At 61.9% G+C, this 15,226-nt stretch carries 9 protein-coding genes; 3 read left to right on the top strand and 6 right to left on the bottom strand.

Features of this window, described 5'->3' with window-relative positions:
- Positions 1-25: 25 nt before the first annotated feature.
- The 3 genes from PZL22_RS01185 to PZL22_RS01175 are packed head-to-tail and all read left to right on the top strand — an operon-like array spanning position 26 to position 3,845.
- Positions 26-649, top strand: a complete 624-nt coding sequence (locus tag PZL22_RS01185; RefSeq protein WP_010975842.1) for a (2Fe-2S)-binding protein — start codon at positions 26-28, stop codon at positions 647-649.
- The gene (locus PZL22_RS01180) at positions 646-1,623 is read left to right on the top strand and encodes an FAD binding domain-containing protein (protein ID WP_004434700.1); all 978 of its coding nucleotides are present in this window, start codon (positions 646-648) and stop codon (positions 1,621-1,623) included. The genes PZL22_RS01185 and PZL22_RS01180 overlap by 4 nt, the downstream gene beginning before the upstream one ends.
- Positions 1,620-3,845, top strand: coding sequence for a xanthine dehydrogenase family protein molybdopterin-binding subunit (locus PZL22_RS01175; protein WP_004434703.1), 2,226 nt, complete (start codon positions 1,620-1,622; stop codon positions 3,843-3,845). The genes PZL22_RS01180 and PZL22_RS01175 overlap by 4 nt, the downstream gene beginning before the upstream one ends.
- A gap of 80 nt (positions 3,846-3,925) precedes the next feature.
- Here PZL22_RS01175 and PZL22_RS01170 read toward each other — a convergent pair whose 3' ends face one another.
- The 6 genes from PZL22_RS01170 to PZL22_RS01145 all read right to left on the bottom strand — a co-directional run bounded on the left by PZL22_RS01170 (position 3,926) and on the right by PZL22_RS01145 (position 14,642).
- Positions 3,926-5,707, bottom strand: a complete 1,782-nt coding sequence (locus PZL22_RS01170; protein ID WP_284718410.1) for a monovalent cation:proton antiporter-2 (CPA2) family protein — start codon at positions 5,705-5,707, stop codon at positions 3,926-3,928.
- A gap of 564 nt (positions 5,708-6,271) precedes the next feature.
- A complete protein-coding gene (locus tag PZL22_RS01165) occupies positions 6,272-6,670 on the bottom strand; it encodes a hypothetical protein (protein WP_004434712.1) in 399 nt (132 codons plus the stop codon).
- A gap of 125 nt (positions 6,671-6,795) precedes the next feature.
- Entirely contained in the window at positions 6,796-10,134 is a 3,339-nt protein-coding gene (locus PZL22_RS01160) for a M10 family metallopeptidase C-terminal domain-containing protein (RefSeq protein WP_127597554.1), read from the bottom strand.
- 184 nt (positions 10,135-10,318) lie between these two features.
- Entirely contained in the window at positions 10,319-12,361 is a 2,043-nt protein-coding gene (locus PZL22_RS01155; RefSeq protein WP_127597556.1) for a putative 2-aminoethylphosphonate ABC transporter permease subunit, read from the bottom strand.
- Between the two features lie 5 nt (positions 12,362-12,366).
- Complete coding sequence (locus PZL22_RS01150; protein WP_013850625.1) at positions 12,367-13,530, bottom strand: putative 2-aminoethylphosphonate ABC transporter ATP-binding protein; 1,164 nt, start codon at positions 13,528-13,530, stop codon at positions 12,367-12,369.
- 89 nt (positions 13,531-13,619) lie between these two features.
- Positions 13,620-14,642, bottom strand: a complete 1,023-nt coding sequence (locus tag PZL22_RS01145) for a putative 2-aminoethylphosphonate ABC transporter substrate-binding protein (protein ID WP_127597558.1) — start codon at positions 14,640-14,642, stop codon at positions 13,620-13,622.
- Between the last annotated feature and the right edge of the window lie 584 nt (positions 14,643-15,226).

Here is a 15,226-nt window from a genome sequence, read left to right as displayed (position 1 = left end):
ATTACTGAGCCGAAGGGGACCTTTCATGACTGACGAAACAGCAGAATTGCATCCGCCTGGTCTTACCATGTCACGCCGAGAAGCGCTTCAGGCAACCGCCGGGGCCGTGGCATTTGCCGCGCTGCCGCTCCCGGCCGAGGCAGCAGCGGATTCAACCGCAACGCCCGCGCCTCCCACGCACACGCTGCCGTTGGAAGTGACCGTGAATGGTCGAGTCCATCAGCTGGTTGTCGATCCCCGCTTGTCTGTTCTGGATATGCTGAGGGAGAGGCTCTCTCTGACCGGCACCAAAAAGGGGTGCAACCAGGGTGCGTGCGGGGCCTGCACGGTGCTGATAGACGGCCAGCGCGTCAATGCGTGCCTGGCGCTTGCCGTCATGTATGACGGCGCGAAGATCACGACCATCGAGGGCGTCGCAGAAGGAGAGGCGCTGCATCCGCTGCAGGTGGCCTTCATCGAGCATGACGCCTTTCAATGCGGCTATTGCACATCGGGACAGATCATGTCGGGGCTCGGCTGCATCAGCGAGGGTCATGCATCCTCGGCCGAGGAGATCAGTTACTGGATGAGCGGCAACATCTGTCGCTGCGGTGCCTATCCCGGGATCGTTGCGGCCGTCGCCCAGGCTGCCAAGGAGGATCGCACATGAGACCCTTCGAATTTCAACGGGCGGCCAGCGAGGCCGAAGCGATCGCCGCAGCCGCTGCCGGAGCCAGATATCTTGCCGGCGGGACGACCCTCGTCGACTTGATGCGCGAGGAGGTGGAGGCGCCGGAAAAGATCGTGGACATCAATCGCCTTCCGCTGAATTACATCCGGGCCACGGATGACGCGATCGTCATCGGCGCGCTGGCCCGCATGTCTGAGGTCGCCGCCAATCAGGACGTGCGCAGATTGCAGCCGCTCATTCCGGAGACGCTGACCGAGGGTGCATCGCCGCAGCTGCGCAACGTGGCGTCGATCGGCGGCAATCTGCTGCAGCGGGTCCGCTGTCCCTATTTCCGTATGCTGGACGCGCCTTGCAACAAGCGCGTACCGGGTTCGGGATGCTCGGCAATCGACGGCCTGAACGCTGGCCATGCAATTCTCGGCACCAGCGAGCACTGCGTCGCCACGCATCCATCCGATCTGGCCGTTTCTCTCGTCGCCCTGGGAGCGACGCTCTCCTTGAAGGGGCCGCGCGGCGAGCGAACCATTCCGGTAGAGGAGCTCTTCCGGCTTCCGGAGTCGACGCCTCATCTCGAGCACACGCTGGAACCAGGCGAACTCATCGTGGAGGTCCACATTCCAAACGGTCCCTATGCGAGAAAGGCGCGCTATTTGAAGGTCAGGGACCGATCCTCCTACGAGTTTGCCCTCGTATCGGCGGCAGCCGCTCTTCACGTGGAGAACGGAATAATCAAAGAGGTCCGCATCGCCGCGGGGGGCGTGGGCACCCGCCCGTGGCGCATGAACGCTGTCGAGCAGGCGCTGGTGGGAAAACCCGCCGCTCGCGCCAGCTACGAGATCGCGGCGGCGGTTTCGACGGAGGGAACGCGTCCGCTCTCCGGAAACGGGTTCAAGGTGAAGCTCCTTCCCGCAACGATCGTTCGGGCACTCGAAATGGCAGGAGAAGTGGCATGACGACGGCAATCGGTACCCCTTTGTCGCGCATCGATGGCCGCCTCAAGGTCACCGGCCAGGCAAAATATGCGGCTGAATTCAACCAGGAAGGCCAGGCCTATGCGGTCGTCGTGGGCAGCACCGTCGGCCTCGGCCGGGTGGAATCCATCGATAGCGCAGCGGTCGAGAAGATGCCGGGCATCTTGGCCGTCATCAGCCACGACAACGCGCAGCGGCTTGCCTATAACGAACACCGCGGCCCCATCGATCCGCCCGCCGGGGAGCGACTGCACGTCCTGCAGGATCCGGAGGTCCGTTTCTTCGGAGAGCCGGTCGCCATCATCATCGCCGAAACGCTCGATCAGGCGGAGCATGCGGCCAACGCGCTCAAGGTGACCTACTCCGCCCGCCCGCCGCAGGTCGATGCCCATGCCGGCGAGCAGGTCGTCCCGGCGGTCGCGCGCCGGCCTGGAGCCCGCACTGAAGCCGATGTCACCCGAGGCGATGCCGACAAGGCTTTCGACGCCGCGCCGATAAAGGTCGAAGCGGAATATGTCATTGCGCGCGAGAACCACAATCCGATGGAGCCCCACGCGACCATCGCCGCCTGGGACGGCGACCGCCTGACGCTTTGGAGCAAGAGCCAGTTCGTGGTCAACGAACAGGCCGAAATCGCCGCCGTCTTCGGGCTTCCGCCGGAGAATGTGCAGGTGATCTGCCCCTTCATCGGAGGCGCTTTCGGTACCAGTCTGAGAACCTGGCCGCATGTCACGCTGGCAGCACTCGCCGCGCGGCACGTCAACCGTCCGGTAAAGCTGGTACTAACCCGCAAGCAGATGTTCTTTGCGACCGGGCATCGGCCCTATACCCTGCAGCGCATCGCCTTGGGAGCGCAGCAGGACGGCAAGCTCACGAGCATCGTCCATGAAGGGGCGGGGGAGACGAGCCGTTACGAGGAGTTCATGGAGGCCCTCACTTCCGTGACGAGCTTCATGTATTCCTGCCCGAACGTCCGCACGAGCTACCGGCTGATTCCCCTCGACACCAGCACGCCGACCTATATGCGAGGGCCTGGCGAGGCAAGCGGCATTCACGCGCTTGAATGCGCGATCGACGAGCTTGCCTATAAGCTGCAGATGGACCCGCTTGCGCTGCGGCGCGCAAACGAGCCGCAGATCGACGAAGGGCGGCAGGTGCCGTTCTCCAGCCGATCGATGCTGAAATGCTACGATCTCGGAGCCGAGCGCTTTGGCTGGAGCCGCCGGACGCGCGAGCCGGGCTCGATGCGGGACGGGCGCCTTCTGATCGGTTATGGAATGGCCAACGCCTCTTATCCATGCCTGTTTGCCCCGGCAAACGCCCGAGTAAGACTTCTCCCAGACGGGACGGTGGAGGTGGAGGCGGCGGCAAGCGACATGGGGCCGGGCACCTACACCTCGATGTCGCAGGTCGCCGCAGAATATCTGGGAATTCCCGTCGAGAGAATCCGGTTTTCTCTTGGCCGCTCCGATTTTCCGTCGACGCCGCCCCATGGCGGGTCGATGACCATGGCTTCTGTCGGCTCCGCGATCAGAGCCGCATGCCTCGATCTTCAGGCGAAGGCGGCCGTGCTTGCGGCAAAAGGCGGCGGCAATGCGGGGCTCGCCGGGCAATCGCCGGAAGCGCTGGAATGGCGCGATGGCATGCTGTTCGTGAAAGGCCGGTCCGATCGAGGCGTCACCTATGCTGACCTCGTGTCCTATGGCGGGGAGAGCCCGCTCGTCGGGGAGGGGACTGCCGCCCGTGACGCCGAAACCGGACAGAAATATTCGATGCATTCATTCGGCGCGGTCTTCGCCGAAGTCGCCATCGATCCCGACGTGAAGACGATCAAGGTCAGGCGAGCCCTGGGCGCCTACGGAGTCGGCCGGGTCGTCAACCCGAAGCTTGCGACGAGCCAGTGCATCGGCGGCATGATCGGCGGCATCGGCATGGCCATCATGGAGCGAACGGTGCTCGACAGGCGCAACGGGCGTCCGATCAATGCGCACATGGCCGATTATCTCGTGCCGGTGAACCTCGATACGCCGCATATCGAAGCCCACTTCATCGATGAGGAAGACACGATCGTCAATCCGCTGGGGGTGAAGGGGCTCGGTGAAATCGCGCTTGTGGGAATGTCGGCGGCGGTCTCGAACGCCATTCATCACGCCACCGGAAGGCGGGTGCATGAACTTCCGATCATGATCGAGGGCCTGCTGTAGAACGTAGCCGCTTTCCTTTCCTCATTCCTGTGCGGGTCACAGGAATGAGGATCGCGGCTTCGACGCTGCCTCTGCTTCGTTCACGCCGAACCGCCGGGCGGCACGGCCTCCACCGGCTCCAATTTGCCGCTGAAGAGCGGCCGCCCGGCATAGAGGCCGCCGACCAATTCGAGCTCGAGCCGCTTCTCGTCCCGCTGCCGAACCTTCTCGATGATTTCGGCGACCTCCGGCAGATCCGCTCCCAACGCCTCCAGTGCTTTCTGCCCGAGAACCAGCGAGGATTCGAACGTCTCACGGATGTGGAAATCGGCGCCCGCGGTGATGAGATCCAGCGCGTGCCGCCGGTCAGAGGCACGCGCGAGAACCGGGATGAGAGGGAACTCGGCCTTGATGAGCTCGACGATTTTCGTGGCGTCGTCCGCCTTGTCCACGCAGACCACGATCGCACTGGCGCGCTCGGCGCCCGCCGCATGGAGGATGTCGAGGCGCTTGCCATCACCGTAATAGATCTTGAAATCGAATTCGTGCGCGGTGTTGATCATCTCCACGTCGGTATCGATGATGGAGATGACGTGACCTCGTGTCAGAAGGACCTGACTCACGATCTGGCCGACACGGCCGAAACCGATGATCAGGACATTGCCGCTGAGGTTCTCGGGCCGCTCCACGCCGTCCGTCGAGAGCGGAATGTTCCTTTCCACGAGACGCAGCGCCGCGATCAGCAGCGGCGTCACCATCATCGATACGATGATGATCGCCGTCAGAATGGCGTTCTCTTCGCCGCTGATGATGCCGGTGCCGAGGGCCGCGGCATAGAGCACGAAGGCGAACTCGCCGCCCTGCGCCATGAAAACCGCACGCTCGATCGCCTCCCAATTGGACGCCCTGAAGAGCCGCGCCACAAGGTAGATGACGATGGCTTTCACGACCATGTAGGCGGCCACGTAGAACAGGATCATCGCCCAGTTCCGGGCGATGACGCCGAGATCGAGCGACATCCCGACCGCAAGAAAGAAAAGGCCGAGCAGAATGCCCCGGAACGGTTCGACATCGGCCTCGAGCTGATGCCTGAACGTCGACTCCGACAGCAGGACACCAGCGAGGAAGGCGCCCATCGCCATGGAGAGACCGCCGAGCTGCATGACATAGGCCGACCCGAGCACGACCATCAGTGCTGCCGCCGTCATCACCTCCCTGGCTTCGACGCTTGCAATGAGGCCGAAAAGCGGATTGAGCAGATAACGCCCGGCGAGGACGAGGCCTGCAATCGTAACAAGCCCGATCGCGATCGAAAGCCAGTCGATCGCCCCGGACGCGGCAACGCTTCCGGGCACGATCGGTGCGAGGAAGGCGACCAGCGCAAGCAAGGGCACGATGGCCATATCCTCCACGAGGAGAATCGACACGATGCGCTGCCCCTTCGGCGCCGCCATCTCCCGGCGTTCCTCCAGCAACTGCATGACGATCGCAGTCGAGGTGAGCACGAAGCCGGCGCCGGCGACGAAGGAGGGGGCCACCGGAAAGCCGGTCAGAACGCCGACGCCCGTCAGAAGTATCGCGCAAAGGGCGACCTGTACGATGCCGAGCCCGAAAATCTCGCGGCGAAGCCCCCAGAGGCGAGAGGGCCGCATCTCCAGTCCGATGATGAAGAGGAACATCACCACGCCCAATTCGGCGACGTGAAGAATGGATGACGGCTCCTGGAGCAACCGAAGCCCGAAGGGGCCGATGGCAATCCCGGCGGCGAGATAACCGAGAACAGAGCCGAGTCCGATGCGCTTGAAAAGCGGAGCCGCGACGACGGCCGCTCCAAGCAGGGCGATAACCGGCAGCAGGTCTATGCCGTGGGACTCAGCAGCCATGTTTCGCTCCGAATTTCCAGATGACGACCGCCTCGTAGAGCGGCGCCAGCGACCGTTGAGGCCCGGACATCCTTCCACTCAACTTGCTTTGAATCAAGTTCGATCACTTGCGACAGAACCTCGATCCGCTGCAGATCCCGCTTACTCATCGCAATCAATCCCATCCGCAATCTCCCACGACGTCAAAACGCCGGGAGAGTGACGTTCTTACTTTGCAGGATCAGGACACTCCAACTTTGCGGTGTAAGCGGCGGGCGTAGCGCCGTCGGGCATGCCTCGGCCTGCGCCTCGCACGACGCTCCGGCAGGGCTTCTCGGCGATGACGGGGCGCTCAGGCCGGCCGATCGCCAGCGAGCGATCCTGCGACGTTCATCCATATCGATCTGGGAGTAGGTGCGCTCATGAGCCATTCCTGAGCATGATAGTCCATTGGCATCTATCGTAAGTCGCACTTCATCCTTAATCCGCAACTATAAGTGGTAAAATCAGATAACGCATGTTATGGAACATAAGACGGTTTGCGCAACTTCCTTGCAGTCATCATCAGCCTTTGGTCTTGGCCCTTCAATACATAACTGCATTGAGCGTGACGTAGACAGGCGAACCCGCTTCGAACCGTGTGCTGCCACGCGCGACCAGCCAGCCATCCGCACGCTCCAGGCGCGCAACGATCCGCAACGTTGGCGAAGCCTTCACGCTAACGGGCGGAGACAAGGAAAATGCTATCGACGTTGACGTGCCGTCGCTTTTGATGCGCGTTTCCGTGGCGCGACGTCGCGCTTCGTCCTGGATGGCAGGATCCTCGAGGTAAATTTCTAGATGACCTTCCGGGACCGCGCCGCCCTCGAATGTGACTGCGCCGCGAATATCCGGCGATTGTGCAGCGACTGGCCCGGCGACCGCGGCGACGGCCGCAGCTCCGACGGTCATCAATACTGTGCGGCGGTCGGTCGGGCGCTTCATCACACACTCTCCCATGGACGCCCCGCGAAACCCCTACGGTAGCGGCACTACCGCTCGGCTTGTAATTCGAAAGGATGCACGACGCCGTAGATGGGGCGCCTGGAAGCGCCCCATCTACTGTCGGGTTAGATAATAATGAAGTCGGCCGCCGAAAGCTTCAGATTTGTGCTCAGCTGCGCATATTGAATCGCCGCGATTTCTCCGGCGCCATCGGCGTCATAGGACAAGACGCCGCTATCGGCATCGTAGATGATGCGGTCGTCGGCGTCATGGGCGACGCCCCCCGCACTCCCGTAAAATGCACCCAGGGCGAGAGCGCCTTCGCCCCCCACGCTCTCGAAGATGAGGTTGTCCAGCAGGATCGTGTCGTCGATGACATTGAAGTCCTTGATCCAGTCGACATTGCCGTTTCCAAGCGCCGTCGAGAAGCGGAATGTATCCTCTCCCGCGCCGCCGGTGAGCGTGTCGGCCGCCAGACCGCCGTCCAGCAGATCGCTGCCTCCGCCGCCAATGAGCGTGTCGGATCCCGCAACACCCGGCTGGGCCGGCTGAGGGGGGAACTCGACCGATACGTTCAACTCATATGTCGAGCCAGCCGGCACGGCTTCCGCCCAGCCATCGCCCGGCGCCGTCGGTGACCAGCTGCCTTCCAGTATGTAATAGGTGCCGGTCTCCTGAGCCACGAATACCAGGCTCGAATCGCGGTTGCTTGTAGAGCCGGGGTCGCCGCCGCCGTCATCGTTCTGAGCGACGATGTTGCCGGCACTGTCGAGCAGCCTGACCCAGCTGTCATGGACATTCGGATCGGCAATTCCGTCAATGTCGATCGTAATGACCGTACCGGCCGCCAGATCGATCTTGTAGTACCCGCCCTGGCCGTTTCCGGTGGCGTTGACGGTCGTATGTAGGATCGTTGTCGAATCGAAGATGTCGGGGTCGCTGGTCAGGGAGAAGTTGTTGGAAATGTCGAACGCGGCTGCGATCGAGTTGTTCGCCGCGTCCGGTCCAAGCGTGGCGTAGCCGCTTCCCATGCCCGGACGTGGCGGCGCGTCCCCCTGATAGGCAAAATCGCCGAGCAGGGTGTCGTCACCGCGGCCGCCGTCGATCGTGTCGTTTCCGCCTTGGCCGGTCAACACATTGGCTGCGCCGTTGCCGGTCAGTCGGTCGCCAAATCCCGAGCCCGCAAGATTTTCGATGGAGACATATGTATCTCCGCCGGACTTGCCTCCAGCGAGACTGAGCCTCACGCCGCTCGTCGCGTCAGCGTAGTCCGCCGTGTCGCTGCCGGCGCCGCCGTTCAATCTGTCGGCGCCGCCGCCGCCGGTCAGCGTGTCGTCGCCAGCACCGCCCGAGAGCTCATTGGCCAGGGCATTGCCGATGAGATGGTCATCGAATGATGAACCGACGGCATTTTCAAAGCCGACGAGAATATCGTGCCGGATAACTGCGCCTCGGCCGACGATTTGCACCGGACCATCACCGTCGCCGCCGCTGGCCGTGCCGTTGGCAAGATCGATCGTCACGCCGTCCGGGCTGCCCGCGTAGACGACCGTGTCGATACCGGAACCACCATCCAGATAGTCCTGACCGGCGCCACCGATGACGGTGTCGTTGCCGGCTTCGCCATACAGGATGTCGCCATCGTTGCCGCCATCCAGAATGTCATTGCCGCCGCCGCCATTGAAATAATCACCGCCGCCTTGGCCCCAGAAATGATTTGCGGCGGTTGTGCCGATGAAGCGGTCGATGCGGTCATCGGAACCGATCAGGTTTTCGATGCTGTAGAAAGTGTCGCCCGAGGCGGTGCCGCCGCTGGCGACATTCGTGGCAAGGTTGACGAGCAGTTGGAAAGGGCTCTCCTTGCTGAAATCTACAGTATCGACGCCTGCCCCGCCCCTGAATATGTCCACGCCGTCCTGGCCGCTCAGCATATCGTCGCCGGCGCCCCCGTCGAGAATATCGTTGCCTTGGCCGCCCAGAATGGTGTCGTTGCCGCCGCCGCCGTAGAGCGTATCGTTGCCATCGTCGCTTTCGGTCTGGTCTTCAAGATCCTCGACATCGATCGTGTTGTTGATGTCGCGGCTGGCGAGCGAGTCGCGGCCGCCGATGATCAGGTCGTCTCCTCCCTGGCCGAAAATCGTGTCGTCGCCGGCGCCGCCGTCGAGCGTATCATTTCCGTTGCCGCCGAAGATGATGCTGGTCATCGTGTTGTCCCCGGCGTTGGGCGGGGACGCGCTGCCGCCGCCCGGCTGGGTCGCCGACTCGTCGGCATAGATGATGTTTTCGACGTTGGCGATTTTCCTGATTTTCAGGTTCCTGGACAGGAGGATGACCGTGTCGTTGCCGCCATTGGCCTCCTCACGCACGATGTCCTCCAGCGAATCGACGAAATAAGTATCGTCGCCGCCGTTGCCAGCCATGCGGTCGCCGCCGCTGCGGCCGTCCAGGGTGTTGGCGCCGTCATTGCCGATCAGGATGTCGTCAAACCTGCTGCCGATCCCGTTCTCGATGTAATAGTCGGCCGCATCCGCATTGTGTCCGGCGAAGATCGACACATTATTGCTGTGACCGTTGACACTGGAGAACTGTCCGGCGCGCAAGTCGAGGATCGTACCCGCGGTGGAGCCGGAGAAGTCGATCGTGTCGGCCCCGCCGGTGTCATGAATGGCAAAACCGATGTCGTGCTGCATGCCGGAGGAGGTCAATTGGTAGCCGTACTGCGTGCTCCCGAAGCCGTAGACATTGTTCCCTGTGTTGAGGTCGATGTGCTGATAGGTACGCACTCCATTCTCGTCGACGGTTGAGAAAAAGCGACGAATGATGGCCTCGATGTCGGCCATGAGCGGGGTCGAGGCAGACCAGCGGCTGGTTTCCCCGACATCGATCCCATCGAAATAGGACATGACGCTGTATTGCTGGCGATCATAGGTCCAGGTCGCATTGTTCAGATAGTTGATCTGCACGCCGCCGGGACCGCTGTAATTGTAGAGCCCGGGATGGTTCAGCCCGAATTCATGGCCGAACTCATGGATGAAGGAATCGAAGACATAGCCGCCGATATCCGTCTTATTGGGTTCCGTGTCGTGGAAACGCTGACCGATGCTGACATAGCGGTTGCTCGAATAGGCGCTGCCATCGTCCTCCTCGCCGAGCTCGGGGCTGACGACCTCCATCCAGTCCGTCGTGCTGTCGAACGGTGCGTCGTCGACGATCTCGAATTTCAAAGGGGTGACGGACGCCCACATCTGCAGGGCGCCGATCGCGGCGGCCTTGTACTCGGGGTGATCGTTGAGCTCGTAAACGTTGATCCTCAGCGTTCCCGCGGCCAGTTCCGGCGTGAGGCTGCGGGGCAACGCACCAAGGTAGTCGAGAAAAGACTCATAGTCCTCGCTCTTGCCGTAAGGGTTATCCGGCGTCTGATCGTTGATCCACCAATTGTCGCTGGTCTGGCTAGGGTTCGGCATCGTAAGCTTCCCTCTCTGACGATTGTGCGCATTTACGGCTGTGCCGTTCTGCAGCTGCCAATTTTCCACCCCGCACGCAAGGCGTGCGCCTGCCCGTCAGCCCCACCCGAAATAATGAGATTGGAAACTTCGACTTGTCACCCCCACAAAGGCGGGGGTGACGTCACGTTAGCCGGCTCGGCGGTCAGTGCGGAACGGTAGCCGCTGCACTCTGCGATACACGCCGCCAGCCCTGTGTGCGGGCAAGAAGAAGCCGCGATACAAACGCGTGAAGAAGTTTTGCCGCGACATTGGTGTAGAAGATCATCATGCCCATCGCGGCCGCCGGGGCTATGTCGCCCGCATCGTCCATGTTCAGGATCGCAACCGAGGCGAGCTTGGTGTCCGTGGCATAGAGGAACACGACCGCCGAGACAGTCGTCATGGCGTTGACGAAGAGATAGATCGCGATCTCCAGCACGGCAGGGAGGCAAACCGGCAGTGTGACCCGGAAGAAGAGCTTGTAGAAAGGAATCTTCAGAGAACCCGCCACCGCCTCGAATTCCGGGTCCAGCTGCTTCAGCGCAGTGAGCGCCGTCAGATGGGCGACGGTGTAGAAATGCGTGACCGTGCACAGCACCAGGATGGTCATCGTGCCGTAGATGCCGTGAAGCGGGTTTGCGGCACTGTTGAAGAAGAAGATATAGGCAAGACCCAGCACCATGCCCGGTACGGCCATCGGAAGCATGGCGAGCATATGGAATGTCGCCCGGCCGATGCCGAATCCCTTGGTCTTTTCGACCATGTAGGCGCCGGTGAACACGATCAGTGAGCCGATGACAGCCGTCATGAGAGCGAGCCGGATCGAATTGTAATAGGAGTCCCAGCCGCCGCCATCCATGAGATCGAAGGCATAGTTGCGCAGCGACAGGCTGAGATCGTAGGGCCAGAACTTCACGAGCGCCGCGACCTGGCACATGCCGATCATGCCGAGCACGAAGACTGCGACCAGCGTGCAGAAAGCAAAGCATGCCGCATCGAAGCCGCGCCGCGGTTTCGGCTCATAGGGTACGGCGCGCGCAGACAGCAGGGCCACTTGCCGGCGCTGTGTCAGGCGATCCACCGCGAAGGCCAGAAATGCCGGAACGAGCAGAATGACCGAGACGACGGCGCCCATTTCGAAATTTTGCTGGCCGATGACCTGCTTGTAGATATCGACGGCAAGCATGCCATATTGCCCGCCGATGACCTTGGGCAGGCCGAAATCGGTTATGACCAGCGTGAAGACGACGAAGGCGGCGGAGATCAAACCGTATCGGGCGCCGGGCACGGTCACCGTCCAGAAGGTCCGCCACTTGCTTGCGCGAAGCGACGTCGCCGCCTCGTAGTGACGGGCGTCGGCGACCGAGAGCGCCGTCGATATGATCAGAAAGGCGTGCGGCAGCGTGAAGAATACCGAGCCCACGACGATGCCGAGCGGCCCATAGATCGAATGGCCGAGCAGCAGATCCCTGAAGACGCCCTGGTTGCCGAACAGGTACACGAGCGCGATGCCCGGCAAGAGGGACGGAACGAGGATCGGGATCGTGACGATGAGCTTGAACAGCCCCTTCCCCGGCATCCGGCTCCTGTTCAGGGCATAGGCCAGCCCAAAAGCGACGACGAGCGTGACTGCGGTGCTGATCAGCGCCATCGTCACCGAATTCTTGATCGAACGGACCAGAGAAGGCGTTGAAAAATACTCGGCGAAGTTGGAGAGCCCGATCGAGCGCGAGGGCCGCAGCATCACCCGGCGGAAATTGTTGCTGTCATATTCCTGCCACTCGGTACCGCGCACCAGCTGCGAACCGGCAAGGAAGTGCGTCTCGTCGCTCGTGCCGCGGATGCGATATCTGACCGGGCTGCGGAAGCTGAAATCCGGGAAAAGCTTCGCCGCCTGCAGCCGCCCGTCGGCGCTGGCCTTGAGGTCGCTTTCCGGGAAGGCGGCGACGGCGGCATTGAGCGCCGCGGCGGTAACGGGATCGCTCCACCCCTGCCCGCTTTGGTCGCTCACCTGGAACTCGAACCGGTGGAGATCGAACGTGTAGGTGGAGAACGACTTCGACAGCATCACGAAGAGCGGTAGCGCAAGTGCAACAACCAGATAGATGCCGACGACGAGCATGACTGCGCGTTTGAGCCAGTCATCGCCGGAAATTTGCTGGCGAACGGCTCGGCCGGGCGGAAGGAAATCGACAGCAAGCGTCATTCGCGTCAGGCCTTTGCAAAAAGGAGCAGGCGTTCCTGCGGGATTTCGACCTGGATGGCGCTGCCGATCTCGATGCTCAGGCGGCGAACCGCGTTCGTCGAGAAGTCCGCCACGAGCGCCTTCTCTTTCAGGCGCGGGGCCGAGAGCCGTGTGCGCCAGAACATGCCGAGAAACTCCATATCCTCCACATGCGCGTCGATGAGATTGTCCGCATTGCCCACGGCATCGAGCCCGGTCGCCCGATGGGCGGCGGCGCCGTGCGGGATGATATCGGCCGGCCGGACAGCGGCCACGACCGATGCACCTGATGGCAGCCGGTGCTCGGCACAGGCAAATCGCGTGTGCCCGATCTCGACCTGCGCCCCCTTCCCGACCGTTGCGGGGAACTGATTGGTCTCTCCGATGAAGTCGGCGACGAAGAGTGTCTTCGGGTGGCGATAGATCTCGGTCGGCGTACCTACCTGTTCGATGCCGCCTTGGTTCATGACGACGATGCGGTCGGCCATGGAGAGCGCCTCTTCCTGATCGTGCGTGACCATGATCGTGGTGACGCCGAGCTTGCGCTGCAGCTCCTTGATCTCGTGTCTCAGATGCACGCGCACCTTGGCGTCGAGCGCCGACAGGGGCTCGTCGAGAAGCAGCAGGCCCGGCGAGATCGCCATGGCGCGGGCAAGAGCCACGCGCTGCTGCTGTCCGCCGGATAGCTGGGCCGGGTATTTCCGGCCCTGGCTGCTCAAACCGACGAGCTCCAGAAGCTCAGAAACGCGTGAGGCGATTTCGCGCCGCGGGCGGCCGATATTCTCGAGCCCGAAGGCGATGTTCTTCTCGATGGTAAGATTCGGGAAGAGCGCATAGGACTGAAAGACGATGCCATAGTCCCGCTGCGCCGGCGGCAACCTCGAAATATCCTGCCCGCCTTGGCAAATGGTGCCCCGCGACTGGATGTCGAGGCCGGCGATGGCCCGCAGTAGCGTGGTCTTTCCGCAGCCGGAAGGTCCGAGGAAACAGATGAACTCGCCCTCCTTCACCTGAAGGTCGATGTCGCGCAGCGCGACGAAATCGCCATAGGCCTTCCAGAGGCCGCCGATTTCGAGGAATGGCCGTCCTTCGATCTGACGGGTAGCGGAGGCGGGCATGGCCGGCTCCGCGGGGGCTGTTGCATGTTTCATCCGCAAGCTCCTTGGCAATATGCATTCGATGAGACTTGACGGGAACGCTCGTGGCCAAGCGCCGAACGTTCCCGGGAGATGCATGCGGATCAGGACTTGGGCTCGGATTTCGCGTCGTAACGCTTCTGCCATTCCTTCAGAATGCGGGAGCGGTTGTTTGCGGCCCACTCGAAGTCGTTCTTGATCATCTTGTCGGCGACGTCGTCGGGAAGGTTCTCGATCGGCTTTGCGACCCCGGGATAAGCCACGACGGCATAGCCGACATTGTACATCTCGTTGGCTTCCTTGCTGATCGACCAGTCGACCAGCGTTTTCGCCGCCTCGAGATTGGCCGTCCCGGCGATGATCGCCGTGGCCTCGGCTTCCCAACCCGATCCTTCGGAAGGAAAGATGATATCGATGGGCGCGCCCGACGTCTTGGCCTTGGCGCCCGGGAATTCGAAGGATACGCCTATGACGGTTTCGCCTGATGCCGCCATCTTGCAAGGCTTGGAGCCCGAATGAGTATAGGCGGCGATGTTCTCGTGCAGAGCGTCCATGAAAGACCAGGCTTCCTCTTCGCCGAACGTCTGAAGCCAGGCGGAGACGTCGAGGAAGCCTGTGCCGGAGGAATTGGGGTTGGGCATCACGACATGGCCCTTGTATTCGGGCTTCGTGAGATCCTTCCAGCTGGTTGGCGGCGTCAGGCCGAGCTTCCCGGCCTCCACGGTATTGTAACAGAGAGCCGCCACATATGCGTCCATCCCTACCCAGCTCGGCGGCTTGTCGCCGTCCACGAATCTCGGGTCGAGTGCCTCTACGTTCTTCGGAGAATAAGGTTCGAGCATGCCCTCTAACTTCAGCAGCAGCAGCGATGTCGCAGCCACGCCCCAGACCACGTCGGCCTGCGGATTGTCTTTCTCCGCCAGAAGCTTGGCCGTCATGACGCCGGTGGAGTCGCGGACCCAGTTGATCTTGATGTCGGGGTGGGCCTTTTCGAATGTCTCCTTGTAACGGTCGAGGTCGACCGCTTCGATGGACGTGTAGACCGTGAGCTCGGTTTCGGCATAGGCGGCGGAAGATGCGAGGATGAGGGCAGTCGCCGCACCCAGGAAGATCTTTGAAAACGGCATGCTAATTCCCCTTTTTGTTGGCATTCGAATTGGCAAGCTCTTGCGGCGGCAACGGCGACTTGCGCGCCCTGAAATCCGCCCTGCCTGGGAAATCTGCGGGGGATAGATCGATAAGTAAAATCTATTTATTTTATATAAGTATTGTTCCAGCTTATATAGCTTCGCGCAGGGTCTCGAGACGAAAGGAGCGGCCATCGGGCCGCTCCCTTCCTCTACTACTGGACTAGGGCATATACACATCTGACCCTCCCGCGGGACCATTGCCTTGGGGCAGACGATAAACGGTTTGACCTTCGCATGCCCAAAACGATGCCACGGGCAGAACGCAGAAGCGGGAGCGAGGGCCCGCCGCAGGTATTCTCCCCCCTTGTGGGGGAGATGGCCGGCAGGCCAGAGGGGGTCTGCTCTCCTGCTCGCCCATCAGGACTACGTGACGCAGTCGTATGACTGCATCTTCGGAGTGCTGCAGGGTATGCTCGCGGCAAATTCGTCTGCGGCAGCATGCAGAGTTTGGGTTTAACCCCCTCTGGCCTGCCGGCCATCTCCCCCACAAGGGGGAGACGACAAGCGGCTTGACCTTCACC

The sequence above is a fragment of the Ensifer meliloti genome (assembly GCF_030064585.1).
GTDB classification, from domain to species: Bacteria; Pseudomonadota; Alphaproteobacteria; order Rhizobiales; family Rhizobiaceae; genus Sinorhizobium; species Sinorhizobium meliloti.
This window is presented reverse-complemented; position numbering and strand designations above follow the sequence as displayed.

Excerpts from the sequence above, each read along its gene's own strand:
- PZL22_RS01185 (WP_010975842.1), top strand. The coding sequence starts at position 26 with ATGACTGACGAAACAGCAGAATTGCATCCGCCTGGTCTTACCATGTCA.
- PZL22_RS01180 (WP_004434700.1), top strand. The coding sequence starts at position 646 with ATGAGACCCTTCGAATTTCAACGGGCGGCCAGCGAGGCCGAAGCGATC.
- PZL22_RS01175 (WP_004434703.1), top strand. The coding sequence starts at position 1,620 with ATGACGACGGCAATCGGTACCCCTTTGTCGCGCATCGATGGCCGCCTC.
- PZL22_RS01170 (WP_284718410.1), bottom strand. The coding sequence starts at position 5,707 with ATGGCTGCTGAGTCCCACGGCATAGACCTGCTGCCGGTTATCGCCCTG.
- PZL22_RS01165 (WP_004434712.1), bottom strand. The coding sequence starts at position 6,670 with ATGAAGCGCCCGACCGACCGCCGCACAGTATTGATGACCGTCGGAGCT.
- PZL22_RS01160 (WP_127597554.1), bottom strand. The coding sequence starts at position 10,134 with ATGCCGAACCCTAGCCAGACCAGCGACAATTGGTGGATCAACGATCAG.
- PZL22_RS01155 (WP_127597556.1), bottom strand. The coding sequence starts at position 12,361 with ATGACGCTTGCTGTCGATTTCCTTCCGCCCGGCCGAGCCGTTCGCCAG.
- PZL22_RS01150 (WP_013850625.1), bottom strand. The coding sequence starts at position 13,530 with ATGAAACATGCAACAGCCCCCGCGGAGCCGGCCATGCCCGCCTCCGCT.
- PZL22_RS01145 (WP_127597558.1), bottom strand. The coding sequence starts at position 14,642 with ATGCCGTTTTCAAAGATCTTCCTGGGTGCGGCGACTGCCCTCATCCTC.